21 protein-coding genes, 3 tRNA genes and 2 pseudogenes are annotated in these 25,626 nt (G+C 66.3%); 16 read left to right on the top strand and 10 right to left on the bottom strand.

Translation table 11 applies throughout. From position 1 onward, the window contains the following. Positions 1-16: 16 nt before the first annotated feature. Together CKW46_RS07565 and CKW46_RS07570 are read right to left on the bottom strand one after the other, a co-directional pair. Positions 17-2,392, bottom strand: coding sequence for a lysylphosphatidylglycerol synthase transmembrane domain-containing protein (locus tag CKW46_RS07565; protein WP_015354633.1), 2,376 nt, complete (start codon positions 2,390-2,392; stop codon positions 17-19). Positions 2,393-2,888: 496 nt separating this feature from the next. After that, positions 2,889-4,151: a metal-dependent hydrolase family protein gene (locus CKW46_RS07570; RefSeq protein ID WP_011738984.1), complete on the bottom strand. Its 1,263-nt coding sequence runs from the start codon at positions 4,149-4,151 to the stop codon at positions 2,889-2,891. A gap of 131 nt (positions 4,152-4,282) precedes the next feature. Here CKW46_RS07570 and CKW46_RS07575 point away from each other — a divergent pair, with 131 nt between their 5' ends. Then, on the top strand, positions 4,283-5,224 hold the full coding sequence (locus CKW46_RS07575) for a class I SAM-dependent methyltransferase (RefSeq protein WP_117437911.1): 942 nt from the start codon (positions 4,283-4,285) through the stop codon (positions 5,222-5,224). Positions 5,225-5,244: 20 nt separating this feature from the next. Here the strand turns inward: CKW46_RS07575 and recD are convergent, their stop codons facing one another. The 3 genes from recD to recC are packed head-to-tail and all read right to left on the bottom strand — an operon-like array spanning position 5,245 to position 13,636. Beyond that, positions 5,245-7,008 carry an exodeoxyribonuclease V subunit alpha gene (gene recD / locus CKW46_RS07580; RefSeq protein ID WP_015354635.1) on the bottom strand — a complete coding sequence of 588 codons (1,764 nt, stop codon included), beginning with the start codon at positions 7,006-7,008 and terminating at the stop codon, positions 5,245-5,247. After that, positions 7,005-10,337 carry an exodeoxyribonuclease V subunit beta gene (gene recB / locus CKW46_RS07585; protein WP_117437912.1) on the bottom strand — a complete coding sequence of 1,111 codons (3,333 nt, stop codon included), beginning with the start codon at positions 10,335-10,337 and terminating at the stop codon, positions 7,005-7,007. Before recB ends, recD begins: the two co-directional genes overlap by 4 nt. Further along, positions 10,337-13,636, bottom strand: a complete 3,300-nt coding sequence (gene recC, locus CKW46_RS07590) for an exodeoxyribonuclease V subunit gamma (RefSeq protein ID WP_117437913.1) — start codon at positions 13,634-13,636, stop codon at positions 10,337-10,339. The genes recB and recC overlap by 1 nt, the downstream gene beginning before the upstream one ends. Positions 13,637-13,686: 50 nt before the next feature. Between recC and CKW46_RS07595 the strand changes: the two genes are divergently transcribed. The 3 genes from CKW46_RS07595 to CKW46_RS07605 all read left to right on the top strand — a co-directional run bounded on the left by CKW46_RS07595 (position 13,687) and on the right by CKW46_RS07605 (position 15,779). Continuing rightward, entirely contained in the window at positions 13,687-14,202 is a 516-nt protein-coding gene (locus CKW46_RS07595) for a nitroreductase family protein (RefSeq protein WP_117437914.1), read from the top strand. Between the two features lie 85 nt (positions 14,203-14,287). Further along, the gene (gene cynS, locus CKW46_RS07600) at positions 14,288-14,752 is read left to right on the top strand and encodes a cyanase (protein ID WP_443677301.1); all 465 of its coding nucleotides are present in this window, start codon (positions 14,288-14,290) and stop codon (positions 14,750-14,752) included. A gap of 22 nt (positions 14,753-14,774) precedes the next feature. Continuing rightward, positions 14,775-15,779 (top strand): patatin-like phospholipase family protein, encoded by a 1,005-nt coding sequence (locus CKW46_RS07605; RefSeq protein ID WP_015354639.1) that lies wholly within the window; start codon positions 14,775-14,777, stop codon positions 15,777-15,779. Between the two features lie 28 nt (positions 15,780-15,807). On the opposite strand, the gene CKW46_RS07610 is transcribed toward CKW46_RS07605, so the two are convergent. From CKW46_RS07610 to CKW46_RS07620, 3 genes are all read right to left on the bottom strand, one after another. After that, complete coding sequence (locus CKW46_RS07610) at positions 15,808-16,503, bottom strand: crotonase/enoyl-CoA hydratase family protein (protein ID WP_015354640.1); 696 nt, start codon at positions 16,501-16,503, stop codon at positions 15,808-15,810. A gap of 81 nt (positions 16,504-16,584) precedes the next feature. After that, complete coding sequence (locus CKW46_RS07615) at positions 16,585-17,448, bottom strand: DUF8453 domain-containing protein (RefSeq protein WP_482053030.1); 864 nt, start codon at positions 17,446-17,448, stop codon at positions 16,585-16,587. Between the two features lie 180 nt (positions 17,449-17,628). Further along, positions 17,629-18,345, bottom strand: a complete 717-nt coding sequence (locus CKW46_RS07620) for an MBL fold metallo-hydrolase (RefSeq protein ID WP_015354642.1) — start codon at positions 18,343-18,345, stop codon at positions 17,629-17,631. A gap of 123 nt (positions 18,346-18,468) precedes the next feature. Here CKW46_RS07620 and CKW46_RS07625 point away from each other — a divergent pair, with 123 nt between their 5' ends. The 12 genes and pseudogenes from CKW46_RS07625 to rplA all read left to right on the top strand — a co-directional run bounded on the left by CKW46_RS07625 (position 18,469) and on the right by rplA (position 23,547). Beyond that, positions 18,469-18,678: a type II toxin-antitoxin system VapB family antitoxin gene (locus CKW46_RS07625; protein WP_012392884.1), complete on the top strand. Its 210-nt coding sequence runs from the start codon at positions 18,469-18,471 to the stop codon at positions 18,676-18,678. Positions 18,679-18,819: 141 nt separating this feature from the next. Next, a tRNA-Thr gene (locus tag CKW46_RS07630) sits at positions 18,820-18,892 on the top strand. A 52-nt stretch (positions 18,893-18,944) separates the two neighbouring features. After that, a tRNA-Met gene (locus tag CKW46_RS07635) sits at positions 18,945-19,018 on the top strand. Positions 19,019-19,065: 47 nt separating this feature from the next. Beyond that, positions 19,066-19,233 carry a 50S ribosomal protein L33 gene (gene rpmG, locus CKW46_RS07640; protein WP_011738995.1) on the top strand — a complete coding sequence of 56 codons (168 nt, stop codon included), beginning with the start codon at positions 19,066-19,068 and terminating at the stop codon, positions 19,231-19,233. Positions 19,234-19,283: 50 nt separating this feature from the next. Continuing rightward, positions 19,284-19,763: a (3R)-hydroxyacyl-ACP dehydratase subunit HadA gene (hadA, locus tag CKW46_RS07645; RefSeq protein ID WP_015354643.1), complete on the top strand. Its 480-nt coding sequence runs from the start codon at positions 19,284-19,286 to the stop codon at positions 19,761-19,763. Further along, positions 19,750-20,178: a (3R)-hydroxyacyl-ACP dehydratase subunit HadB gene (gene hadB, locus CKW46_RS07650; protein ID WP_011738997.1), complete on the top strand. Its 429-nt coding sequence runs from the start codon at positions 19,750-19,752 to the stop codon at positions 20,176-20,178. The genes hadA and hadB overlap by 14 nt, the downstream gene beginning before the upstream one ends. Positions 20,179-20,188: 10 nt before the next feature. Further along, positions 20,189-20,689 (top strand): (3R)-hydroxyacyl-ACP dehydratase subunit HadC, encoded by a 501-nt coding sequence (hadC, locus tag CKW46_RS07655; RefSeq protein ID WP_011738998.1) that lies wholly within the window; start codon positions 20,189-20,191, stop codon positions 20,687-20,689. Between the two features lie 146 nt (positions 20,690-20,835). After that, positions 20,836-20,908: transfer RNA gene (locus tag CKW46_RS07660), tRNA-Trp, on the top strand. 148 nt (positions 20,909-21,056) lie between these two features. Then, complete coding sequence (gene secE / locus CKW46_RS07665) at positions 21,057-21,533, top strand: preprotein translocase subunit SecE (protein ID WP_117437917.1); 477 nt, start codon at positions 21,057-21,059, stop codon at positions 21,531-21,533. Between the two features lie 31 nt (positions 21,534-21,564). Beyond that, a complete protein-coding gene (gene nusG, locus CKW46_RS07670) occupies positions 21,565-22,278 on the top strand; it encodes a transcription termination/antitermination protein NusG (protein ID WP_161964909.1) in 714 nt (237 codons plus the stop codon). Positions 22,279-22,324: 46 nt separating this feature from the next. After that, positions 22,325-22,753: a 50S ribosomal protein L11 gene (rplK, locus tag CKW46_RS07675; protein WP_011739001.1), complete on the top strand. Its 429-nt coding sequence runs from the start codon at positions 22,325-22,327 to the stop codon at positions 22,751-22,753. Between the two features lie 87 nt (positions 22,754-22,840). Beyond that, a pseudogene (gene rplA, locus CKW46_RS07680) lies at positions 22,841-23,547 on the top strand (50S ribosomal protein L1). A gap of 86 nt (positions 23,548-23,633) precedes the next feature. On the opposite strand, the gene CKW46_RS07685 reads toward rplA, so the two are convergent. Together CKW46_RS07685 and CKW46_RS07690 are read right to left on the bottom strand one after the other, a co-directional pair. Next, entirely contained in the window at positions 23,634-24,860 is a 1,227-nt protein-coding gene (locus CKW46_RS07685) for an RNA polymerase sigma factor (RefSeq protein ID WP_117437918.1), read from the bottom strand. Between the two features lie 15 nt (positions 24,861-24,875). Beyond that, positions 24,876-25,575: pseudogene (locus tag CKW46_RS07690) on the bottom strand (YciI family protein). Positions 25,576-25,626 lie beyond the last annotated feature (51 nt).

The raw sequence follows: 25,626 nt of genomic DNA on the forward strand, positions 1-25,626 counted from the left end.
CGCGCCGCGGCCAGCGCTAGATCATTTCGCTCTTGGTCAGCCACCGCATTATCGGCCAGCCCAGAAACACCGGTAACCAGCAGGTGAGCACGCGGTACAGCAGTACCGAGGGAACGCCGATCGCCGCGGGCACCCCGAACGCGGCCAGCCCACCGATCAGTGCCGCCTCGACGGCGCCGACACCGCCGGGTGTCGGCGCGGCCGACGCCAGCGTCCCGCCGACCATCGTCACCACCGTGACGGTGACAAATGTGGTTCCGCCGCCGAAGGCTTCGATGCTGGCCCACAGCGCCAGCGCGGCACCGAGAGTGGTTCCCGCACAACCCAGCAGGATGATGGCCAATCGCTTGGGCTCCCGGCCCAGCACAATCAGGTCGCTGGTGACCTCTTTGAGCTTGGGCCGCACCTCCGTCGACAGCCAGCGCCGCAAGTTGGGCACGAACAAGAACGTTCCGATGATGCCCAGCGCCACACCCGCGATCAGGTACACCACGGTGCCGGTGGGCACGAAATGCGATAGATCGGTTGAGGTTCCCGCGACGGTGCTGAACAGGATCAGCAACGCCAGGTGAACAATCACCTGGACCGACTGCTGCAGCGCTACGGCTGCGGTGGCCCGTAAGGCGCTCAGACCGCTCTTCTGCAGGAAACGGGTGCTCAGCGCGAGGCCACCGACGCCGGCCGGGGTGGTTGTTGCCGCAAAGGTATTGGCCACCTGCACGATCGAGAGCTTCCAGAAGCTGACCTGCCCGTCGGCGCAGGTCCACAATGCCGCCGCAGCACCGACATAGGTCAGTGCCGACACCGCCAACCCGAGCAGTGCCCACGTCCAGTTGGCGGTTCTGAGCTGGGAGAAGAAGGTCGGCACGGTGCTGATGAACGGATACGCGACGTACACCAGCGCGCCGATCAGCACCAGTTGGATGAACTGGCTGCGACTGAACCGGGTGATCGTCTGGCTCTCGATCTGATCGGCACCGGTCTGGCGCTTGACCTCGGTGCGGGCGCCGGCGATGACGGTCTTGGCGTTGGCCACAGATTCGCGGATGCGCTTGGGCACGGCGGATTTGGTGAGCCGGCGCGAGGCCATCAGGATGGTGTCTTTGCCGAATGCTTCGATCGCGGCGCTCACCGCGGGCTGCGCGCCGTACAGTGCCGAGGTGGTCACCAGGAGTTGGGCGATATCCGACTGGAGTTGGGCGTCGGTGGCCCCATATTCGGCGTTGCCGAACCCCCCGAACAGGACCTTGTCCTCATCGACTGTGATCTCGTGGCAGCGCAAGTCCCCGTGCGAGATCTGGTAGTCGTTGAGCGTTCGCAACGATTCCCACACCCGGCCAACCGGTGTCTGGGCGGTGCATTCATCCAGCGGTGTCCCGCGTACCGGGTTGTGCGCGTACAGCGTCCATTCGCGGTCGAGCGCGGCCAGCGCGATGGTCGAGGTATTGGCGACACCCGCTTCCCCGATCGCGATGGCCATCAGGGCGCGGTGCTCGACCGCGCGGCGCATGGAGGCCTGCAGCGGCGCGGTTTCGGAGCCGCGCAGTCGCAGCTTCCACCAGAGTTGCCGCAGCGCGCCGCCGCTGCGCTGATGCGGGCCGTACAACTCGATAGCCGCCCGGCATTCGGGGTCGGGGGAGGTGGCCGCCAGCACTAGTGGACCGGCGCCGCCCGGCCGCACCACCGTGAGCATCGATACCGCGAATCCACGCTTGGCCATGGCGCGGACCGCACCTTCCAAGGGCACCTCGAGAGCGGGCGTGCCAACGACTAGGACCACCAGCGCGCCGACGAACCACCCCACGGCCAGTCCCAGCAACGAACGGGCCGGCACGATGGCGCTGATGACCAGGTGGATCGGCACGAAGGCCAACAACAAGCCCCACCACCAATGTCGCCAGCGGGCGGGCAGCCAGGGGCCTGACACGGTGAGTACCGCCGCGACCATCGCTATCCACCGCGGGTCATCCAGAAACTGGGCCGGCAGGGTGGTGAGCTTCTCGGACAGGTTGAAATGCCACCGGGGGGCCGAAATTCGGTTGCTGCTGATCGACAACGGCAGAACGGCCATGATTGCCGCGACCGCGTAGGCGCCGAGCAGTTTCCATTGTCGGCTCACGATCAGCCCGATCAGAATCACGAATGGCAACGCCAGAATCGCCGCACCGTAAGCCAGGTAAACCAGATCGGATTGGGTGGGGGTAAGAACGCCGACAATTTCGGAGATCGATTTCTCCAATGCCACCCACCGCGGGCGGGTGATCACCGAACTCGTCACCACGACCACGAGGAAGACCACCGCTACGACCAGCCAGATGATGTCGTTGGTGCGTCTGGTTATCGGAGGCAGCAAGCTACCGGAAACGGTGATCTCGCGTCCGTCAACTCGCATATGCCCAACGGTCCGGTGGACCGATTCCCCTCTCCATGGCTCGCCGACAACTTACCTGTGGGAACAGGATTACAGGTGGGCCTAGGCAATCCAAACCGCCGCACGCGAATCGGCGCCCGCGATGTTCATGGACCTTCCTTGTCGCTGCGTCAGAACCGCTGCGGATGAAAAAGGCGTTGGTGCGGGCCCGGTTACACACAACCGCGTCGAGGTGCGCCGCAGGAATCCATTCGGTGGTGGGGTTGTTGAGCTTTCGGTTCGCCCACACTCGGCCCAGTCGCTCACCTGATGCACTTCGGTGAGGCGACCGGCAGGTCCAGCCGGCGAACAAGTAGCCACGGTGCTTGGCGTGTAGCACAATTCGATGCCAGCGCGAGGCAATGTGGCGGGTGTGATACGGGCCGGGTCAACGTCTGGCGGTGAAGACCCGCGTGACTGGGCACCTGATGCTTGGGAAATGACCTAACGGACACCGTTTTCCGGTGCCGTTGCTGGACTAACTCGCCGCACCCTTGACCACCCGGCCGTTCTTGATGATGGTGGTGAACGTCTCGTCGGGTCGGGCGATCAGCGAGATGTCGGCAATCGGATCCCCGTCGACCAGGATCAGGTCGGCCAGCGCGCCTTCGGCAACCACGCCCAGCCGCCCCGGGTACGGGTTGCGCGGCCCCGACATCGCCAGCAACTCGGCGTTGCGGATCGTCGCCTGCTGCAACACCTCGGCGGGCGTGAACCAGCGCGTGAGCTTTGCTAGCTGAGCACCCTGGCGGCTGGCGAGCTTGGCGTCGAACAACGTGTCGGTACCGAACGCGATCTTGACGCCGTGCTTGATCGCCAGCTGATACGCGGTGTCGGTGCCCGCGACCATCTGCTTGAACTTGGGCACGCTCGGGGGAGGCACCGCCACCGCGTCCTCGTCATCCAGGAACGGTTGCAGGCACCACCAGATGTCCTTTTCGGCGAGCAGCGCGGCGGTCGGTTCATCGATCAGTTGACCGTGTTCGACGCAGCGGACACCGGCGGCGATCGCGGCCCGGATGGCGCGAGGGGTGTAGGCGTGCACGGTGACGTAGGTGCCCCAGTTTTCGGCGGCCTCCACCGCCGCGCGCATTTCGGTCTCGGTGAACTGGGCAACATCGAGCGGGTCGTATGCGGAGGTGACGCCACCGCCGGCCATCAGCTTCAGTTGTGACGCGCCGCGGCGCAGCATCTCCCGCGCCCCGCGCAATACCTCGGCCTCGCCGTCGGCGATCACGGCCGCGCCGATGATCTCGGTGTAGCTCAGGTGGCCGCACACCCCACGCGGCACCTCGTTGGGCAGCCGGAAATCCCCGTGCCCGCCCGACTGGGAAATGAAGCCGCCCGCCGGGTAGATCCGCGGGCCCGGAATCGAGCCCTCGTCGATCGCCTGCTTGACGCCGAACACCGGACCACCGAGGTCGCGGACGGTGGTGAAGCCGCGCAACAGTGTCTCGCGGGCACTGACCACGGCCCTGGCGACCACGTAGCCGAACTCGCTGACCTGGGCCAGCGCTGCCGGGATGGTGGTGAACATCGCATGCCAGTGCGCATCGATCAGCCCGGGTAACAGTGTCTTGCCGGTGCCGTCGATGGCTGGGCCGGACAATGCCGCGGCGCCCGCCGGTGCGATGCTGGCGATCACGGGGCCGCGGACGGTCACGTCGACCGGCCCGGTGATCCGGCCGTCGACGCTGTCGAAGACCTTGACGTTTGAGATATGCAGCTCGTTTGGTTCCATCCGGGCTCCTCGTCGAGTGTGCTTGTAGGTTACGTGTATCCCCGCGCCTGAACCGCCGGCGGCTCACGTCGGTGCGCGTGCTGCTGACGTATGTTCGCCAGGGAGGCGTTGATCGACGGGAGGAGCCGGGCATGGCGCGGACCGAGGACGACAGCTGGGAAATCACCGAGAGCGTCGGGGCGACGGCGCTGGGTGTGGCTTCGGCGCGGGCGGCCGAGACTCGAAGCCAGCATCCGTTGATCAGCGATCCATTCGCACAGGTATTCCTCGACGCGGTCGGCGACGGCGTGTGGAACTGGCACTCGGCGCCGCAACTGCCGGCCGAACTGCTCGAAATCGAACCGGATCTGCCGCTGCAGATGGAGGCGATGGTCAGCTACATGGCCTCGCGGACGGCGTTTTTCGACGAGTTCTTCCTGGACGCGACGCGCGCGGGGATCGGTCAGGCGGTGATCCTGGCGGCCGGACTGGACTCGCGCGCCTGGCGGCTGCCCTGGCCAGCCGGCACGACGGTGTTCGAACTCGACCAGCCCAGGGTGCTGGAGTTCAAGGCTGCGACGTTGGCCGAGCACGGGGCCGAACTCGCCTGCGGCCGGGTCGCGGTCGCGGTGGACCTTCGTCAGGACTGGCCGACCGCGCTGCGCCAGGCCGGTTTTGACCCTTCGGTGCCCAGCGTCTGGTCCGCCGAAGGGCTGATGCCGTACTTGCCCGCGGTGGCCCAGGACCTGCTGTTCGAGCGGGTTCAGGGACTGACCGTGCGCGCAAGCCGCATCGCCGTCGAGGCGCTGGGGCCGAAGTTCCTCGACCCGCAGGTTCGGGCCAACCGAAGTGCCCGGATGGAGCGGATCCGGGCGGTGATGGCGCACGTGGAGCCGCAGCGGGAGATCCCCCGCACCGACGAACTGTGGTACTTCGAGGAACGCGAAGACGTCGGCGACTGGTTCCGGCGTCACGACTGGGACGTTACGGTGACGCCGTCGGGCGAGCTGATGGCCGGCTACGGCCGCGCGGCCGCAGCTCAGGTCGAGGACCGGGTGCCCACGAACCTGTTTGTGGCCGCGCAGCGCAACTAGTCGCGACTAGGCGGGCGCCGTCACGGCTGCAATCGGGAACGCAACCCGGTCGCCCGGATCGCCCGGCGCGCGATCGCGGCCCGTACGTCGCACTCCGGCCCGACGATGCGCACCTTGCGGGCGGCCCGGGTGACCGCCGTGTAGAACAGTTCCCGGGTCAGCAACCGGGAATCCGCCGGCGGCAGCAGCACGGTCACGTCGTCGGCTTGACTGCCCTGGCTCTTGTGGATCGTCATGGCATGCATGGTTTCCACATCAGATAGTCGGCTGGTCGCGAACTTCAGCGGCTCCTGCGCGCCGGCGATGACGACCCGCAGCGCGCCCGGAGCCGCGGCGCGGTTCGTGCCATCCAGGACGGCCACCCCGGTGTCGCCGTTGTACACGCCGAGCCCATAGTCGTTGGCGGTCACCAACACCGGCCGTCCGGCATACCAGCTCGACCAGATCGGCTCGCCCGTTGCTTCGGTGAGCCATCTCTGCACTTGGTGGTTCCAGTGCGCGATTCCATACGGTCCACGCCGGTGTGCGCACAGCAGCCGTTGCTCGTCGAGTGTTGCCAACGCGGCCGCGGTATCACCGAGCGCGCCGGCGCGTCGAAGCTCAAGGGCGTGTGGAAGCAGCACATTGCGCAGCTGCGGGGTCGGGTCGGCGGCGTTGATCCACTCGATGTGGTCGTCGCCCGCCCGCAAGATCTCGACAACCCGGTCGGCGTCGCCGCCGCGGATGGCCGCCGCCAACTGGCCGATCGACTCGCCGAACCGATGCAGTCTGCGCAGTGCCGCGACGTGGGTGTCGTGGCGCGCGCCCAGCCCGTCCACCAGGTCGGCCAACACCGCGCCCGCCTCCACCGACGCCAGTTGGTCGGGATCGCCGACAAGAAGCAGCCGCGTCTGCGGACGCACCGCTTCGAGCAGGCGAGCCATCATGGTCAGCGACACCATCGACGTCTCATCGATGACGATCACGTCATGCGGCAGCCGGTTGCCGCGATGATGGCGAAACCGTGATGAGGTGTCGGGCCGGCTGCCCAGCAGCCGGTGCAATGTGGTCGCCTGTAGCCCACGAACCCTTTGCTGATCGATGGCATCGAGTTTGTCGATCTGCGACTGCACCGCCTCGTGCAGTCTGGCCGCGGCCTTGCCGGTCGGTGCGGCCAGTGCAATGCGCAGTCGCGCCTTGCCGGCGAGCTGTGCCTGCTCGGCGAATAGGGCCAACAGCCGCGCCACCGTGGTGGTTTTGCCGGTCCCCGGTCCACCGGTCAGCACCGTCAAGCCCTGCGCCAGCGCAATCTTGGCGGCCGCGCGCTGCTCTTCGTAGCCGGGTGGAAACAGCCGGTTGACCTCGATAGCCGGGCCCGATGCGCTGGCCCGGGCGGCCAGCAGGGCCAGGATGTCGTCGGCGACCTGCTGTTCTTCGCGCCAGTACCGGTCCAGATAGACCAGATTGTCCTCGTACAGGCGCAGCACCGCCGGTGACCCGACCAGTGGGCTGGCCCGAACCGCGGCCAGCCATTCGCCGGCCGCCGGCCAGGGGAGGTCGGCGATCCCGACTTGTGCCTCGATGGTGGACAGGTCGACACACACAGAACCGCCCCGCAGCGCGCGCACCACGAACGCGATGGCCAGCAACACCACCGGGTCGGACTCGCCAGACATGGCCGCAAGGCGTTGCGCGACATGGACATCGGCCGCATCGATGACACCGGCTTCGTTGAACGTCCGCAGCGGTCCGGACGCGCTCGCCGCCTGCCGCCAGTCCGCCGGGTCGACAACCTCGATGGTCATGCGACCGCCCTGCCCGCATCAAGCAGATCGGACAACGCCGTCACCAGTGCGGCCGGAGGCGACCAGCTGAACACCCCGGCGGGGTGACTGTCGAGCATGGGAGTGTCGGGACCGCACATCCCGCGGACGAACAGGTACAGCACGCCGCCCAGGTGTCGGGCCGGATCGTATCCTGGCTGGCGCCAGCGCAGAAAACGGTGCAGCACAACGGTGTACAGCAACGCCTGCAACGGATAGTCGGAGTGCAGCATCGCCTCGATCAGCCGGGGACGGTGGTAGTCGGCGGCGGTCAACGGGCGGTCGGGGTCACCCAGCCAGTTGGTCTTGTAGTCGACGACCAGATACCGCTGGCCCGGCCCGTCGGGAATCCGTAACACCACGTCGACCGAACCGCTGAGATATCCGCGCAGCGTCTGACCACCAAGCGCGTCCCCGCTCAACCGATCGGCATATGGCGCCAGCGGGTCGGATGCGTCCAGGTGCGCCCGCAACAGCGCCCCGACGTCGGCCAGCCGGAGATCGGGTGCGTGGCCCCCGGCATCAGCCTCATCGCCTCCGGCCAACGGAAACTCGAAGTCCATCTCCCGCAATCGGTCCGGTAGCCCGATTTGGCGCAGCGTCAATCCGCCGGCCAGCGGGCCCAGCGGGGTGTCGTGCATCGGGACCAACGCCGCGGCAAGCTGGGCCGCGGGCACCTGCACCGGCCACCACGCGGATTGCACCCGGATCTGGGATTCCAGCTCGGCGGCGAGATCGATGGCGAAGGGATCGCTGGTCTCCAGCACGGCGTGCACCAGCGAGCCGAACTTCGCGCCGGATGGGAGATCCGCCATGGGAGAAGGCTGCTCGGGCCCGGACATCACCACCTCGGTCAACGGAACCTCGGCGACTTCATCATCGCGTTCGGTCACCTCCGGCTCACTGCTGACGCCGGTCGCCTCGGCCATCCTGATCAATCCCGAATACGACGTGCGCCGCCACCTGATGTCGATGCCGCGGTCAAACCGGCGGGTGGCCAGCTCGGACGGCGCCGGCTGGCCGGCAATCGCCGGTGCCGCGGCGATGACGGACTCTTCCACCGTCGGCCCTCCGGCGGCCTGCCATTGCTGAAACCGGTCCCAGGCATCCTCGTCGGTGATCTTGGCAGGGGTGGCGCGGTCAGGTACCACCGAGTCGCCGGGACGCCGGCCCCGCAGCAGCCGTGACAGCCCGCCGTTGGGTTCGTCATAGGCCGGTGACCACCAGGCCACCACTTGCGACTGCGCCCGCGTCATCGCAACGTAGGTCAATCGGCTGTCGTCGTTGGCAGTCTCTTTGGCGCCCAGCCTCTCGACCGTGCCGAAATCAGGGGAGTCCTTGCCGCCGATATGCAGGCAGCGCGTGCCCCGGTCGTGAAACAGCACCAGTTCGCGTTCCTGAATGTTGCGGTTGAAGGCGAATGGCAGGTACACCACCGGATACTGCAGACCCTTGCTCACCCACACCGTCATGATCTGGACGGCCGCGGCGTCGCTATCGATCCGGCGGTTGCGCTCGGTAGCGCCACCGCGATCCTTGCGCTGGCCGCGCAGCCAGTCTCGCAGCGCCGGAAGGGTATAGCGCTCCCGGTGGGAGACCTTCTGCAGCAGCTGCGTCACGTGGGCCAGGTCGGTCATGTGCCGCTGGCCCTCCTGCCACGACAGCACGCGGTCGCTCATACCGCCCAACTGCGCGGCCTCGAAGATGGCGGCCACCCCCCGCTCGCGGGCGTAGTCCGCCCACTCCCGCAGGGTCTCTGCGACGCGATCGGTGAGCGCATCGCCGCCGCGGGCAAGATCGTTGGCGGTCTTGCCGAAGAACATCGTCGCGGCGGCGGCGCGCACGATCCCGGGGCGATGCGGCTGGTCGAACGCCTCCAGCAGCGCTAGCCAGTCGTCGGCGGCTTCGGAGCTGAACACATCGGTGTCGCCGGTGTAGACCGCGTGAATCCCGGCGTCGGTGAGCGCGCGATGGCAGGCCCGCGCGTCCTTGTGCTTCTCGACAATCACGGCGATGTCATTGGCCTGCAGTGCTCTGCCGGCAAATGTTGCCCCGGAGGCCAGCAACGCACCGATGTCGGAGGCGAGATCACGGCCGATGTGATCGCGCAGAATATCGATGGGCAGGTTCTGGATTCCCCTGCGGCCCAACGTGGCCCGGCGCACCACCCGCAGCCGCAGGGCGTCGTTGTACGGCGCGCCCGCGAGCCGGTGGCCCTGGTGGTGGGCCTTGACATCGCGCACCACGATTGCGGGATCGCCGAGTTCAGCGCCACGCAACACCACCTGCAACCGATCGACCAGCGCGCTGTCGCTGCGCCAGTTGGTGGCCAGTGTCCGCTTGTCCCCGGCGGTTTGCGCCGCGTGCAGGTAGGTGACGATGTCGCCACCGCGGAATGCGTAGATGGCCTGCTTGGGGTCGCCGATGAGAATCAGTGTGCAGCGCCCACTGAACGCGCTGTCGATCACCTGCCACTGCACCGCGTCGGTGTCCTGGAACTCATCGACCATGACCACCGGCCAGCGCTGCTGCATTCGCGCCCGGGCCGCAGAGTCCTCGCTAGCGAGGGCATCGGCCAGCCGCAGCAGCAGGTCGTCGTAGCCGAGGATGCCCCGACGCCGCTTGCGGGTTTCCAGCTCTTCGAGAACGTGATGGGCGAAACCGACACAGGCCGCGGCCCGGGATCTGGGCGGCGCATCCAGCGGCCGCAGCTGGGTGGACGGGTTGGCGACCACCGCCCTGGCGATCCGCAGTGCGTCGCGGTAGGTCAGCGGGGGATCATCGCGGTCACGGCCGAAGTGCACCAGGTAGAGATCGTCGACAATCTCGGTGACCAGCTCGTCGAGGTCTTCGACCAGCGTCACACCCGCGTCGGTGTCACCCGCGACGCCCAAAGACTTGAGCACCAGCTGGCAGAACTGGTGTGTGGTGGCAATGGTTGCCGCATCGAATCCGGCCAGCGCGTCGCGCAGGCGCTGCTGACGCGCGTCGCGCTCGGCGGCGGTGCCGTCGAGCAGGTGAGCCAGCAGTTGGTTGTCGCCGGCGGGGTCCGCGTCATCGGAGCCGTTGCGGGAGTCGTGGAAAACCCGCACCGCATCGACCATTTGGCATCGGACCCGCTCACGAAGTTCCTGACTGGCCGCCCGCCCGAAGGTGATGAGCAGCATCTCGTCGAGCCGGGCCCGTCCCTCCGCGACGTAGCGGGTCACCAGCGCGGCCAACGCGAATGTCTTGCCCGTTCCGGCGCTGGCTTCGAGCACCGTGGTGGAATTCTCGGCGGGCAGTGGGCCGAGCAGATCGAAGGGGCGCATCAGCCGGGGTCCCGCTCGGCGCGCAGCATCGGCAGCCAGAGCCGCTCGGCGAAGGCCCCCAGCCGGTTGTCTTCACCGTTGGGGCAGGCCGCACGCTCGGATTCGGCATGCACCGGTTGCATCAGATCGGTCAGTCTCGCGTTCCTTCCCCAGGTCCGAACGTGAGCCGGTGCCTGGTCCTCAGCCGGGTAGCGGTCGCTGGACTTCCACCGAAATGACGCCTCCCGCACCGGATCGTCGCCGCAGTGCCGGGCGGCCGCCCAGGCATAGGATGTCTTGATCGGCAACGGAATTGGCTCACGGCGTCCAGCGTCATAGATCGCCACCAAATCTCGAAGCAGCTCCACCGGCTGTTCGCGGGGGCGCCCCAGCCCCGCCTGGCGGGGCACGGTACCCCGTTTCTGCCGGCCGATGCAGACGGCCGACCAGTCGTGGGCCCCAGCGTGAGCGAACAACGCCAACAACGGTATCCAGGATTCGAGTAGATGTTTGCCGTCGAGCTTGGAATAGGTCACCGACACCAGACGATCGCCGAACACTTGCGCCACCGTGCCGGTCAACCTTCGCGAACCCAGGTCGATGTCAACGTCATATGCCGCCGCGTCGTCTCGGCGGTGCCGCAGCGCCGCGGCGGCCAGCAAGGCCGCTTGGTCACGGATTTCGGTCACTTTGCGCCAGCCGAGCTGGCCGGGTGGCAACGTGCCGCGCCGCCATTCCGCCTGTCGGGCCTCATCCGGTGCCATGCCGCTGAGGATGTCGGCCAGCATCCGATCGCCGACCGTCCACTCCTCGAGCGCGTTGATGTCGACCGGCATGGCGTCTTCGACACCGTCGACATCCCACGGCAGCGTGTAATCGAGGGCCCGGAAGAAACCCTTCACCGGGTCCTTGAAGAAGGCGACCAGGTCGGCGAGCGCCACGTCATCGGCGGGTGGGGGTGCCAAGGGTGCGCCGATGAACCTCGGCTGCTGTGCGCGTTCGCCGGCGGCCGCCCGCGCCGCCCGCAGCACGGTCGGATCGAAGCTGAACGGCACGCCGGGCATCAGCGCCCCGCGCGTCACGTTGCGAACGTCGAACGGCTGCAACGGGTGCTCGACCACGACGCGGCCGCGGACCTGCTCTGTTGTGGTCATGTCCAGGGTGTCGAGTAGCTCGGCCAGCGGTACCGCCGGTGGCTTGCGCTGACCCGAATACTCATTGGCGCCGGTATAGGTGATGACCAGGTTCTCGGTGGCCGCACCGATCGCGTCGAGCAGCAATTGGCGATCCTCCGAACGGATGTCACGCTCACCGGTCATCGGGCTGCGGGCCAGCACGTCGTCGCCGTCGACGACACCTTGGCGTGGAAACACGCCGTCGTCGAGGCCGACCAGGCAGACCACCCGGTGGGGGACCGAGCGCATCGGAACCATGGTGCAGACGGTCAAGGTACCGGTGCGGAAGTTGGCGCGGGTGGGCCGTCCGGCGAGGTGCCGTTGCAGCAGCGCGCGGATGTCGGGCACCCGCAACATCGTCTCGACCCACCGTCCGGCCGTGCGCGATACCTCGGCGAACTCGCGTTGCATCTGATCGGACTGCCAGGCTTCGCCCTCGTCGACGCGGGTCAGCAGGGCGATGCCGTCGGTCAACGCGGCCAGCCACTCCCGCAGCGGTCGGGTGCCGGTGAGCGAATCGACCACCTGTCGCAGCCGGTCGATGTATTCGGCGAATCGACCGGCCAATTCCACCCGGTTGCTGCCGACATCGTCGAGCGGCAGCGTCGCGTCGATCCAGGCGTGCGACGCTTCCGACATGGCGACGCCGGCCAGCACCCGGTCGATGCCGAAACGCCAAGTGTTGTGCACGAAGTCGACCCCGTAGGGCTTGCGGTGCTCCTGGTCGAAACCCCACCGGATATTCGACTGCCGGACCCATCTGGTGATGTCCTCGAGGTGGTCGTCGGCGAAGCCGAACCGGGCCCGCACCGGGGCGGCCTGGGCGAGGTTGAGCACCTCGCTGGCGGTGACCCTGCTACCGGCCAGCATCAGCAGCTGCGACGCCACGCCGAGCAGCGGATTGGTTTGCAGCAGTGAGCGGTCGGCGAGCCGTACCCGAAGCCGATGCGCGGGGTGCACGCCGTGCATCACGTCACCGAGCCCGAAATCCGCGACGATCAACGGCGCATACGTTTCGATGTCGGGGCACATCACCAGGATGTCGCGAGGTTCCAGCGTCGGGTCATCGGCGAGCAGGCCGAGCAGGACCTCACGCAGCACGTCGATCTGACGGGCGGGCCCGTGGCAGCTGTGCACCTGGATGGACCGGTCGCCGGCGACCAACGTTCGGTTTTCCGGCCGGACCTGGTTGGCGGCCAAGTCGGACTGCAGCCAGCCGAGCAGGGTGTCCGGTCGGGTAGTGGCGCCGAGTGCCTCGTCGGTCGCCGGATCGGCGGGGAGGCCGCGTTGCAGCTCGCGCAGGTTCCGCCCGAGGGTCGCCAGCAGCGGATGGACGACGCGGCGATGGCTGGCGTCGGCGCGCCGCGGCACCACACCGTGCAGGTCGGCCAGCGAGCGCCACAAGGCCGCACTGGGGTGGGGCAGCCACAGGTGCAGTTCGTGATGGGTGGCCAGCGCGCCCAGCAGCTCGATGTCGGTGACCGCCATCCGGGTGTGACCGAATAGCGACAGCCGCGGCGGCAGGCCGGCCGGTCGGGCACGCAGCGCGGTGAGGGTCTTTTCGTGGCGGAGGTGTGGGGGATCGGCGCCCACGACCGCGACCAGCGCGCACCACAGTTCGGGCTGCCAGCTCAGATCGGGATCCAGGTCGCCCCGCCCGCCATCGAGCCAATCGGACAGCACCCGGGGACGCTGCCGGGCGTAGGAGGCGAACAGTCCGGCCAGGCGGCGCGCCACCGAATACCGGCGTCCCCGACGCAACTCGGCCTCAGGCCCGACGTCGAAGTGGCCCAGATGTCTTGCCAGCGTCGCGCACCAGGGTTCTTCCAGTGAACCGTCGATGACTTCCAGCAGGGGCCAGGTCATCGCTTCCGCTGACCAGGGATCGTCGGCGGCGGTGCCGGTGATCTCGGCGATCAACGATCGCGGATTACGGAAGGACACACCCGCACACACCCCGTCGCCGCCGCCGGGTGCATGTCCCAACAGGTGCGAGAGACGCTGACTGAGCCAGCGTTCCACGCCGCGTGCCGGAACCAATACCAACTCTTCGGCGAACGGATCCGCCAGCGGTTGAGCCAGGAGCGCGCCGAGGCCATCGGCAAGTAGATCGGTGCGCTCGGCGCGGTGGAGGTGAAGGGGCATCGGCCGCCACGATAGACCGGCCCGACCACGGCGATGGCAGCATGGGTTGCATGCAAGCTTGGGATGCGATCTGCGCGCGGTGCAATGTGCGTCAGTACCTGCCGGAGCCGGTGTCAGAGGACGACCTGAACCGGATCGCCGAGGCCGGGTGGCGGGCCCCATCGGCCAAGAACCGCCAACCGTGGGACTTTGTCCTCGTCACCGAACGGTCTGCGCTGCAGGAACTCTCGACGGTCTGGATGGGCGCCGGCCATATTGCCGCGGCCGCGGCCGCGATCGCCCTGGTGATTCCGGTCCCGCCGGATGAGCGCAGGAAGGTGATAGACCAGTACGACGTCGGTCAGGCGACGATGGCGATGATGATCGCGGCCACCGACTTGGGGATCGGCACCGGTCATTCTTCGGTGGGCGACCAGGACAAGGCGCGCGCGATCCTCGGTGTCCCCGACGACCACCTGGTCGCCTACCTGCTTGGCGTCGGATATCCCGCTGACCGCCCGCTCGTTCCTATCCGTAAGCCGAATCGGCGGGCCTTCGCCGAGGTCGTGCACTACGGACGCTGGTGATCCACCCGGGCGGGCCGGCGGCGGCCGGTCCTGCCGGTAGCACCTGAGGCAGGCGGCGTCGTCGCCGACCGGCATGCTGGGGGCCATGAACAGAAACCAGATCACCGAAGAGATCGTCGTCGCCCGGTTGGTGCGCGGGTTGACGTGGCAACAACTTGCCGATGCCATCGACCGGCCGGTGCTGTGGACCACCTCGGCGTTACTCGGCCAGCACCCCATTCCCGTCGAGCTGGGCAAGGTTCTGGTCGAGATGCTGGCCCTGGACGAGTCCGTGGTTGCGGTGCTCGCGGCGCCGCCGATGCGTGGCGGGCTGCCCGACGCGGTTCCGACCGACCCCACCATCTACCGCTTGTACGAGGCGCTTCAGGTCTACGGCGGAGCCATCAAGGAGCTGATCCACGAGCAGTTCGGCGACGGCATCATGAGCGCGATCAACTTCAGCGTTGACATGCACAAGAAATCCCATCCGACGGGGGACCGGGTGGTGCTGACCCTGGACGGAAAGTTCCTTCCCTACCAGTGGGTTTCGGCAGAAGACAACCGCGGGTAACGGTATTGCGGGCGGTCAGTCGATGAAGCACGGTTCCAAGCCCGTGGACCTGGTCTTGTCCGGGGGCGGCGTCAAGTTCATGGGCTTGGTCGGAGCGATCGCCCGGCTCATGGACGACGGCTATCAGCCCTATCGGGTGTCGGGCGTTTCGGCCGGATCGGTGGTGGCGGTGATCGCGGCCGCCGGGACGCAGGGTAACCAGCTCTCCAGCGACCAGATCCGCGAACTCGCATTGTCGGTGCCGCTGAGCACATGGCGTGACGCGGCACCGGTTCCGATCCTCGGTTCCGCGTGGGGGTTGGTGCGAGATTCGGCAATGTACCGCGGCGACGCCGCATATGACTGGATCCGTAGCGAACTCGAGAACCTCGGCGTGACGACATTTGGTGATCTAGCCCTCGATGACGACGAGCTGCCGGCCGAAGAGCGCTACCGGGTGGCGATCACGGTCGCGGATGTGACCAGGGCGCAGCTGGTGCGGCTGCCGTGGGACTATCGCCGGGTCTACGGGGTGGACCCGGCCGAACAATCGGTGGCATCGGCAGTTCGCGCATCGATGGCGATTCCGTTCATCTATCCACCGGTCACGCTGACCAGCAGCGATGGGCTGCGCTCCACCCTCGTCGACGGCGGTGTGCTGTCGAACTTTCCGGTCGACTCACTGGACCGCACCGACACCAAGCCGCCGCGCTGGCCCACCTTCGGGATCACGGTGATACCCAAACTGGCGGAGGGCATCGAACAGGCGTTTCCCGCGTTGCGGCCGCTGCGTTTCCTGCAGCAGTCGGCACTGCTGGAAAGCCTGTTCACCACCATGCTGGTCGGTCACGATCAAGCCCATCTCAGCCAGCCGTGGGTCAGAGCCCGCACGATCGCGGTGGCATCGACCGACGTCGGCGTGCTCGATTTCGGTATCGGCAGAGCCCGCCTGGAAGAGCTATACCAGCGGGGCTATGCGGCGGCGGAGGCGTTTCTGTCGACCTGGGACTGGGCCGACTACCTGCACCGGTTCCGGCGGTTCGGCTAGCCGGCGCGGTGGCCGGCGACGGGGACTTCTACAGTCCGAACTCTGCTTCGATCCCGTCGATGGCGGCGCGGATGGCCTTGAGTGCCTCAGCGCGGGCCCGCAACTTGGTGGCGTTGTGGGCCTGCTGATTGAGTCCGGCGAATTCGCGCGCGGCCTCTTCGGCGCGGCTGAGCACCACCTCGGGAAGCGAGATCTCATCGATGAATCCGGCCGCCAGCGCGGTTTCGCCGAAGAAGGTCTTGGCTAGTCCGGCGGCTTGCTGGTATGCCGACGGGGTCAGCCGCAGCTTCAACACTTCCATCGCCGCGTAGGGGATCGTCATACCGATCGCGACCTCGTTGGCCTGGATGTTGTAGGCGTGGGCGGCCACCCGGTGGTCGCCGGAGCACAACAGGAATGCGCCCATCGCGATCGCGTGGCCGGTGCAGGCGATCACCACCGGCTTGGGGTAGGACAACAGCCGGTAGGACAGCTCGAATCCGCCGCGGAGCATGTCGATCGCGGGCTTTGCCTCGCCCGAAGTCAGCACCTTGAGGTCGAAGCCGCCGCTGAACACTCGATGGTTGCCCGCGATCACCAGCGCACCGACGTTGTCGCGGTCGGCGGCGTCAATCGCTTCGTTGAGTGCCTGCTGCATGGTCGGGCCCAGCACGTTGACTTTGCCGTCATCCATTCGGATGACGCCGATGGCGTCGTCGTGGGTGTAGGTGACCGGCCCGCTCATGGTTACTCCTTCGATACGGCAGCCCGTCGATTGAATCAGATCACCATGGCGGCGTGCCGCGCGACCGGATGTTATGGACCGTCAGACCTGTTGGTTGCGGTGTTTGCCCAGCTCGTTTTCGACATCGCCCCAGCGCAGGCTGACGTCGGTGGGCTGGTCGACCTGCCGGGTGCGCCACCGGTCCTGGGTTTCCGCCACGGCGCGATTGATCCGCTCGATCTCGCTGCGGAAGACGTCGGGGCGCGTCTCCTTGCTGGCGTAGTGGAAATAGGTCAGCACGCTGCGCAGCAGCTCCAGCTTCTGCTTCTCCCGCTTTGCCAGATCGTGGGTGGTCATCAGCTCGATCCGCTGGACGGGCGGCAGCGCCTCCCAGTCCAGCACCACCTGCGTTTGCAGTTGGCGCCGCGGCCGATGCCAGAATCGCCGCCCGCGCGGCTGGTCGGGACGGTCGTAGTAGGTCACGGTCCCCTCGAAGCGGGATTCAACCCCCTGACCGATTTCGGCGCGGTCCAGCGCGGAGTCCCACACCATCCGCCATTCCTGACCGGGTGCCAGCGTCGGCAACTCGCGGGGCAACTGCAGTTCCACGACATCGGCGTAGCCGTCGGACGCATTCTCGTATTCGGCCACTGTGGGAGGACGGGGAAAGGAGAACTGAACGTTGTAGGCGGCGGTGCGGCCGAAGTTCCTGACCACCAGCTCGATCACATGCCAGTCCGTGATGTGCGGCTCCATCAGCATCGATACGTAGGGTCTGGCCTGCTCGGAGGTCAGCTGCTGGTTGCGCTGGATCTGGCGATACATCACGATCAGCGCCACGGCGACAACCGCCAGCGCTGCCCAGGCGGCAATGGCCAACCAGGTGCTGGACTCGACGTTGCCTAACCCGGCCGTCCCGGCTTTCCCAGCCATCACTTGCCAGCTATTGCTTTGCCCCCACCCCATGGGCTGCACCTTTCGCTTGTACCACCACAGCGATTACGCGGCGAACTCCAACTGACCTGATCGTAGACGGCCGTCCCACGCATTGTCGTGGGTGTAATCGGCTTGTCGTGGGTGTAATCGGCGGCGACGTGAGCGATGGCCGCCTCGCGGGTACCCGGCAACCGGACGCGAGCGGGCCCGTCAGCCACCCATCAGCATGCGCCACTGGGCCAGATCGGCGGCGCGGTAGACGAAATTGGAACGCTTGACCTCCGACAGCGACGCGCTCGGTTCCGCCGAATACCAATGCCCGGGGAACACCGTCGGATCGCCCGGAAGCGCGGCAAGCTGTTGCAGGCTGCGGAATATCTCATCGGAGTCGCCGCCCGGAAAATCGGTCCGTCCACAGCCTTCCAGGAATAGCGTGTCGCCGGCCACCAACCGTCCATCGAGCAAGAAACACTGACTGCCCGGGGTGTGGCCCGGCGTGTGCAGGAGCTCAATTTTGATATCGCCGACGCTGACCTTGTCGCGGTGCTCGTGGGTGGTCAGGTCGCTCATCGGGATGCCGGTGACGCGCGAAACCCACACCGCTTCATGGGTGTTCACGTGCACCGGCACGCTAACCCGCTCCAGCAGCTCGGCCAGTCCCTTGAGCTCGAAACCCATCATCGAGCCGCCGACGTGGTCGGGATGATGGTGGGTCACCAAAACCCCGGATAAATGCATGTCATCGGCTTCCAGCGCGTTGACGAGATCTCCGGCGGCGTAGGCGGGGTCGACCACGACGCAGTCCCCGGTCTCGCGGTCGCCGATCAGGTAGGCGAAGTTGCGCATTTGCGCGGCGATCATGTCGTTGACGGCGAAGTCGCGGCCGGAAAGCAGCTGCCGGAAGTACAACCGATCCGAATCTGACACGCCTTCAGCCTAGATCCGCGCGGTTACAGGTCCAATTCCGGTGGGGCGGACGCAGTGACTTCTGCGGGATCTCTGGGTTCTCCTGGTCGCTCCTCATGGCATCCCTGTGGGTATTGTTGGCCCATGCTGAAGAAGGTCGAGATCGAGATTGACGACGATCTGGTCCAAGAAGCGATCCGTCGCTACCGTCTGGCGGGTCCGCGAGAGGTCGTCCACCTCGCACTACGAACCCTTCTCGCCGAGGCCGGCGAGAACGGTGGTGGCGACGACGAGTACGACGAGTTCAGCGATCTCAGCGTCTGGGATCCGCACAAAGGCGGTCGTAGCGGCTGATCCCAGTGGTGCGCGACCCTCCGGCGGTGATGGGAAGATCGGTGGGCGACGCACACGATCTTGCTCGTGGTTTGGTTAGGCCACGGGGCAGGTTGTACCCTCTTTTTTGCCCGTGGCACGACCGGTCGCCGCGGGTGCACGGCCCCCTTAGCTCAGTCGGTAGAGCGTTTCCATGGTAAGGAAAAGGTCAACGGTTCGATTCCGTTAGGGGGCTCGGCGGACGCCGAGCAGGCGGGCGGCCCCGACCCAAGTCGGGTTGGGTCAGAGGCGATGTAGCTCAGTCGGTTAGAGCGAACGACTCATAATCGTTAGGTCGCCGGTTCGAGTCCGGCCATCGCTACAACACAACAACGAGATTTTTGACAGAGATTTGAGAGAGAAAGCGCCATGGCTTCAAGTACCGATGTCCGGCCGAAGATCACCTTGGCATGCGAGGTGTGCAAGCACCGCAACTACATCACCAAGAAGAACCGTCGTAACGACCCGGACCGGCTGGAACTGAAGAAGTTCTGCCGCAACTGCGGTTCGCACCAGGCTCACCGCGAAACGCGTTAACCGGCCGTGCTCGACGAGTCGTTTGCGGTGATTAGGTAGGTTTTAGAACCGTGGCCTTGACCGAAGACATCGTCGGGATGCATTTCCGGTATCCCGATCATTATGTGGTGGAGCGGGAAAAAATCCGCGAGTATGCCGTGGCTGTCCTGAACGACGACGCGTCGTTCTTTGAGGAAGGGGCGGCCGCGGACCTCGGACACAAGGGTTTGTTGGCTCCGTTGACGTTCATCAGCGTGTTTGGGTACAAGGCCCAGTCTGCCTTTTTCAAGCACGCGAATATCGGGGTCAGCGATCAGCAGATCGTCCAGGTGGACCAGGTCCTGAAATTCTCCAAGCCGATCGTCGCGGGCGACATCCTCCATTGCGATGTCCATGTGGATTCGGTACGTGAGGCGCACGACACGCAGATCATCGTGACCAGGAACATTGTCACCAACGAAGCAGGCGAGATCGTCCAAGAGACCTTGACGACCCTGGCGGGTCGGGTAGGCGAGGACGGGGGAGAAGGATTTTCTGATGGCACTGCGTGAGTTCAGTTCGGTCAACGTCGGAGACCAGCTCCCCGAACGGACCTACCCGCTGACCCGCCAGGATCTGGTGAACTACGCCGGTGTTTCGGGCGACCTGAACCCGATTCACTGGGACGACGAGATCGCCAAGTTGGTCGGGTTGGACACCGCGATCGCCCACGGCATGCTGACGATGGGTATCGGCGGCGGTTATGTCACGTCCTGGGTCGGTGACCCGGGCGCGGTGACCGAATACAACGTGCGTTTCACGGCGGTGGTGCCGGTGCCTAACGACGGCAAGGGCGCTGAACTCGTTTTCAACGGCCGGGTCAAGTCGGTGGATCCGGACAGCAAGTCGGTGACTATCGCGCTGACGGCCACCACCGGTGGCAAGAAAATCTTCGGTCGGGCGATCGCTTCGGCCAAGCTAGCTTAGGAGGGCAGCTATGGCTCTCAAGACCGATATCCGCGGGATGAGCTGGAAATATCCAGACTGCTTTGTGGTCGGTCGCGAGCAGGTTCGCGGGTTCGCGCGGTCGGTCCAGTGCGACGATGCCGCCTGCTACGAGGAGGACGCGGCCGCCAAACTGGGCTATGGCGGCATCGTCGCGCCGATGACCTTTGTGTCGATCCTGGCCAAGCTGGTTCAGTCCGATTTCTTCCGCAACGTTGACGTCGGCATGGAGACCATGCAGATCGTCCAGGTCGACCAGCGCTTCGTGTTCTACAAGCCGGTGTTGGCCGGGGACAAGCTATGGGCCCGGATGGAAGTGCACTCGGTGGATGAGCGTTTCGGTGCCGACATCGTTGTCACCAAGAACGTCTGTCACAACGACGACGGGGAGGTTGTGCTGGAGGCCTACACCACCTTGATGGGCCAGCAGGGTGACGGCTCCGCCAAGCTCAAATGGGACAAAGAGACCGGGCAGGTCATCAGAACCGCGTAATTAGTATCTGACTCCTGTGCCGATGTACACTCGGACCTCGGGGTTTTCCCAACATCAGCGCGCTGTCCGTCGGTTCGCGATCACCGACCGGAGGGCGCGCGTGTCATGTAAGCCCGAGCACAAGCTGGTTGGCTCGCCAACCGCGAAGGGGCGTAGCTCAACTGGCAGAGCAGCGGTCTCCAAAACCGCAGGTTGCAGGTTCAAGTCCTGTCGCCCCTGCTGAAGGCAAGACGTCCGACGACGATGCAGGTCCCGATGGCCTGAGGAGGAGACGGACCATAGGTAACGTGCCATGCTGGACACTGGGAGGGTCCCCCGGTGCCGGCGGGACGGCCAGCGGGACAGTTAGCGAACAAAGGAGCACGCGGTGAGCGACGAGGGCGACGCTGCCAACGACGCCACGAGTGACGGCGGCGCAACTGAGGACGACCGCGCCAGCGGTGGCCGGACTGCCCTGGTAACCAAATCGGCGGCGCGTCCCCAACGCCCGACCGGCAAGCGGTCCAGGCAGCGCGCGACGGCAGCCGAAGACGCCGACGACGAGCAGTCATCGACCGAGCCCCAGGCGTCCGAGGAAGGCGCCAAAAAGGAAACGTCGAAGGCTGCCAAGGACAAGAAGCCGAAGACGGCCAGCAAGCCGGCGGCGCGGGCCGCCAGCCCGTTCGTATTCGTCTACAACTACCTGAAGCAGGTTGTAGCGGAGATGCGGAAGGTGATCTGGCCCAACCGCAAGCAGATGCTCACCTACACGTCAGTGGTGCTGGTGTTTCTGGCCTTCATGGTGGCGCTGGTCGGCAGCGCCGATTTGGGCTTGAGCAAGCTCATGCTGTTGGTGTTCGGCTGAGACTTCGAAGTGATAGAGAGGACTGAAGACCGTGACTACCTTCGACGGTGACACGGCCGCGGGTGAGGCGGTCGACCTGCAAGAGCCCGGTATCCCTGCGGACGTAGAGGTCCCGGCTGAAGAGGTCGACCCGGCCGTTGCGCTCAAAGCGGAGCTGCGCAGTAAGCCCGGCGAGTGGTACGTCGTGCACTCCTACGCGGGCTACGAGAACAAGGTCAAAGCCAACCTCGAAACCCGTGTGCAGAACCTTGACGTCGGCGACTACATCTTCCAGGTGGAAGTGCCCACCGAAGAGGTGACCGAGATCAAGAACGGCCAGCGCAAGCAGGTCAACCGCAAGGTGCTGCCCGGCTACATCCTGGTGCGGATGGACCTGACCGATGATTCCTGGGCCGCGGTACGCAACACGCCCGGAGTCACCGGGTTCGTCGGTGCGACCTCGCGTCCGTCGGCGCTCACCCTTGACGACGTGGTGAAGTTCCTCTTGCCGCGGGGTGCCGCGAAGAAGACCGCCAAGGCCGCCAGCACCGCCGCCGTCGCCGAAGCGGGCGGCTTGGAACGCCCGGTGCTCGAGGTCGACTACGAAGTCGGCGAATCGGTCACCGTCATGGACGGACCGTTTGCCACCCTGCCGGCGACAATCAACGAGGTCAACGCGGAGCAGCAGAAGCTCAAGGTGCTGGTCTCCATCTTCGGCCGGGAAACACCGGTGGAATTGACCTTTAACCAGGTCTCCAAGATCTAACTGGGCAAACCAGGTCTTTAATCAGGGAAGGAACAATCGAGACGTCATGGCCCCGAAGAAGAAAGTCGCCGGTCTGATCAAGCTGCAGATCGTAGCTGGGCAGGCCAACCCGGCACCGCCAGTCGGCCCCGCGTTGGGCCAGCACGGCGTCAACATCATGGAGTTCTGCAAGGCGTACAACGCCGCGACGGAAAGCCAGCGTGGCACCGTTATTCCGGTGGAGATCACGGTCTATGAGGACCGTAGCTTCACGTTCGCGCTGAAGACGCCGCCGGCCGCCAAGCTGCTGCTCAAGGCCGCGGGCGTGGCCAAGGGCTCCGCGGAGCCGCACAAGACCAAGGTCGCCAAGGTCACCTGGGATCAGGTTCGCGAAATCGCCGAGACCAAGAAGACGGACCTCAACGCCAACGACATCGACGCCGCTGCCAAGATCATCGCCGGCACCGCCCGGTCGATGGGCATCACCGTCGAATAGGTTTGCAGCACCGACAAATCAAGACCCGTGGGAGGGCCAGCTTCGGCCTGCTTGATAACCACGACCCAACATCGGATTGGATAACACATGAGCAAGAACAGCAAGGCATACCGCGCCGCGGCCGAGAAGGTGGACCGCAGCAACCTCTACACCCCCTGCAGGCCGCCAAGCTGGCCAAGGAGACCTCATCGACCAAGCAGGATGCGACCGTCGAGGTGGCCATCCGGCTTGGTGTCGACCCGCGTAAGGCCGACCAGATGGTGCGTGGCACCGTCAACCTGCCGCACGGCACCGGTAAGACGGCCCGTGTCGCGGTGTTCGCAGTGGGTGAGAAGGCTGACGCTGCCGTCGCCGCCGGAGCCGACATCGTCGGCAGCGACGACCTGATCGAGAAGATCCAGGGCGGCTTCCTGGACTTCGACGCCGCGATCGCGACGCCTGACCAGATGGCGAAAGTTGGGCGCATTGCCCGCGTGCTGGGCCCGCGCGGTCTGATGCCCAACCCCAAGACCGGCACCGTCACTCCCGACGTCGCCAAGGCCGTCGCCGACATCAAGGGCGGCAAGATCAACTTCCGGGTGGACAAGCAGGCCAACCTGCACTTCGTCATCGGCAAGGCGTCCTTCGAAGAGAACAAGCTGGCGGAGAACTATGGCGCCGCTATCGATGAGGTGCTGCGGCTCAAGCCGTCGGCGTCCAAGGGCCGCTACCTCAAGAAGATCACCGTGTCGACGACCACGGGGCCGGGCATCCCGGTCGACCCGTCGGTCACCCGGAACTTCACCGAGGCCTAACCCCTCGCGACCCCCTCGCGAGCAGACACAAAATCGCACCCAAATCGCCGAGGCGATGCGATTATGTGTCTGCTCGGCGGGTAGGTCTACCCCTGGCATTCGGCGATGCGCCGTTGCAGGAACCCGCGGCTCGGTTCGGAGCCGTTGGAGTCCAGCGCAACTCGATACCACCGGAGCGCGTCGGCGCCTCGTCCGGCGCGTCGCAACAGGTCGGCCCGCGCCGACGCAACCAGGTTCGAGTGGCTCAGCCGCGGGTCGTGGGCCACTTCTTCCAGCGCGGCCAGGCCGGCGTCGGGACCATCGCGGAAACCCACCGCCAGCGCGCGGTTGGCTACCACCACCGGCGAGTCCGTCAGCTGCAACAGCCGGTCATATGCCGCGCAGATGGTGGTCCAGTCGGTGTGCTCCCAGGACGGCGCGCTCGCATGCAATGCGGCGATCACCGCTTGCGGTAGATAGGGGCCCCTGGATCCGCTGGCCCGCCGCAGCCGGTCCAGCCCACGGGCGATGCGGCCGTGATCCCATCGGGACCGGTCTTGCTCGTCGAGGGGCACCAGGGCCCCGGCCTCGTCCACCCGCGTCGCCCGTCGTGAATCATGCAGCAACACCAGCGCCGCCAGGGCATGCGTCTCCGGCTCCTGCGGCATCAGCGCGCACAGCTCTTGCGCCAGCCGGACCCCCTCATCGCAGAGCTCGTCGCGAATCGCCGACGGGCCTCCCGTCGCCCAATACCCCTCGGTGAACACCGAGTAGATGCAGCCCAGTACGTGAGGCGTGCGTTCGGGCAACAGTTCCGCGGGCGGCACCCGCAGCGGGATGTTGGCATGGCGGATCTTGTTCTTGGCGCGGGTGATGCGCTGACCGATGGCCGCATCGGTCTGCAATAGTGCCCGGGCGATCTCGGTGACGGTCAACCCGGACACCAACCGCAGCGTCAGTGCCAGTTGCGATTGGCGGTCCAGTGCCGGGTGCGCGCAGGTGAACATCATGCGCAGCTCATCGTCGCGAACCGGATGTGGGTCGCTGTGTTCGGTTCGCGCCCGGATAGCACCGATGTCGTTCACGACGTAGGCCAATTCTTTCGCGGGACGAGCGGATTCGCGTCTGAGCCGGTCTCGCGCGCGGTTGCGCGCCACCGTGACCAGCCAGCCGCCGGGACTGTCGGGTAGGCCGTCCCGGGGCCAGGCGCGCAGCGCCTCGGCACAGGCTTCCTGGACGGCGTCCTCGGCGATGGTGAGGTCGCCGGACCACCGCGCCAGCGCGGCGACGGCAGATCCCCACTCCCGGCGGAAGACGCCGTCCAGGTTGGCCATTGGTGACGTCTGAGGCTAGAGGCCCGAAACGCCGGCCAGTCCTCGCACCAGCACGGTCGAGGCGGGGATCATCGATGCCAACTTGACGGCCTCGTCCCGGTCTGCGGCGCTGAGCACGTAGTAGCCATTGGCGACCTCGGCGCCTTCGACATACGGGCCGTCGGTGATGAGAACCTGGCCATCGCGCACCCGCACCGTGGTGGCCGTGGACGGCTGATGCAGGCCGGCGCCGGCCTTGATGTGCTCGCTGGCCGCCGCGCCGAACTGCTGGTGCTGTGCGGCCATTGCCTCCCACTCCGGGGTGCCGGGCGCGACCGCTCGCTCGGGCGGCTCGAGCAACAGCGCAATCCAATTGCTGCCCTGCAGTGGCTGTGTGGGCAGACCCGGCCCGGCCATCGGCCACACCTCAACCGCACCGTACTTGGCGGCCGGAATAGCACGGGCCAGTTCGAGTACCTCATCGAGGTTCTCGGTTTCGAATACGTAGTATCCGCCCGCGACCTCGGCGCCTTCGGCGAACGGGCCGTCGGTAATGACCGGCGCATTCGGGCCCCCGGTGATCTGCGCGGCGTCAGCGGCGGATAGTAGCGCGTCGCCGCCGCGGATCGCCGAGGCGGCCTGGGCATGGAACGCTTCGTAGGCCGCCATCTCGGCTGCCCCCCTCGCTGGGTGTGCGGTCGCGCTCCTTGCTGATCAACAAGGCGAAGTAGTGCATTTGCGGTCACCTCCGGATAGCGAGCGAAACCCGTTGTCTCACTCTCTACCC

Source organism: Mycobacterium liflandii, from assembly GCF_022354805.1.
Classification (GTDB): domain Bacteria; phylum Actinomycetota; class Actinomycetes; order Mycobacteriales; family Mycobacteriaceae; genus Mycobacterium; species Mycobacterium marinum.

Coding starts and splice junctions, on each gene's coding strand:
- rpmG (WP_011738995.1), top strand. CDS start 19,066: ATGGCTTCAAGTACCGATGTCCGGCCGAAGATCACCTTGGCATGCGAG.
- CKW46_RS07685 (WP_117437918.1), bottom strand. CDS start 24,860: ATGGCCAACCTGGACGGCGTCTTCCGCCGGGAGTGGGGATCTGCCGTC.
- CKW46_RS07565 (WP_015354633.1), bottom strand. CDS start 2,392: ATGCGAGTTGACGGACGCGAGATCACCGTTTCCGGTAGCTTGCTGCCT.
- recD (WP_015354635.1), bottom strand. CDS start 7,008: ATGACCATCGAGGTTGTCGACCCGGCGGACTGGCGGCAGGCGGCGAGC.
- recB (WP_117437912.1), bottom strand. CDS start 10,337: ATGCGCCCCTTCGATCTGCTCGGCCCACTGCCCGCCGAGAATTCCACC.
- cynS (WP_443677301.1), top strand. CDS start 14,288: ATGAACAGAAACCAGATCACCGAAGAGATCGTCGTCGCCCGGTTGGTG.
- CKW46_RS07625 (WP_012392884.1), top strand. CDS start 18,469: ATGCTGAAGAAGGTCGAGATCGAGATTGACGACGATCTGGTCCAAGAA.
- hadB (WP_011738997.1), top strand. CDS start 19,750: ATGGCACTGCGTGAGTTCAGTTCGGTCAACGTCGGAGACCAGCTCCCC.
- CKW46_RS07595 (WP_117437914.1), top strand. CDS start 13,687: ATGCAAGCTTGGGATGCGATCTGCGCGCGGTGCAATGTGCGTCAGTAC.
- CKW46_RS07605 (WP_015354639.1), top strand. CDS start 14,775: ATGAAGCACGGTTCCAAGCCCGTGGACCTGGTCTTGTCCGGGGGCGGC.
- CKW46_RS07615 (WP_482053030.1), bottom strand. CDS start 17,448: ATGGGGTGGGGGCAAAGCAATAGCTGGCAAGTGATGGCTGGGAAAGCC.
- CKW46_RS07610 (WP_015354640.1), bottom strand. CDS start 16,503: ATGAGCGGGCCGGTCACCTACACCCACGACGACGCCATCGGCGTCATC.
- recC (WP_117437913.1), bottom strand. CDS start 13,636: ATGCCCCTTCACCTCCACCGCGCCGAGCGCACCGATCTACTTGCCGAT.
- hadC (WP_011738998.1), top strand. CDS start 20,189: ATGGCTCTCAAGACCGATATCCGCGGGATGAGCTGGAAATATCCAGAC.
- CKW46_RS07570 (WP_011738984.1), bottom strand. CDS start 4,151: ATGGAACCAAACGAGCTGCATATCTCAAACGTCAAGGTCTTCGACAGC.
- rplK (WP_011739001.1), top strand. CDS start 22,325: ATGGCCCCGAAGAAGAAAGTCGCCGGTCTGATCAAGCTGCAGATCGTA.
- CKW46_RS07575 (WP_117437911.1), top strand. CDS start 4,283: ATGGCGCGGACCGAGGACGACAGCTGGGAAATCACCGAGAGCGTCGGG.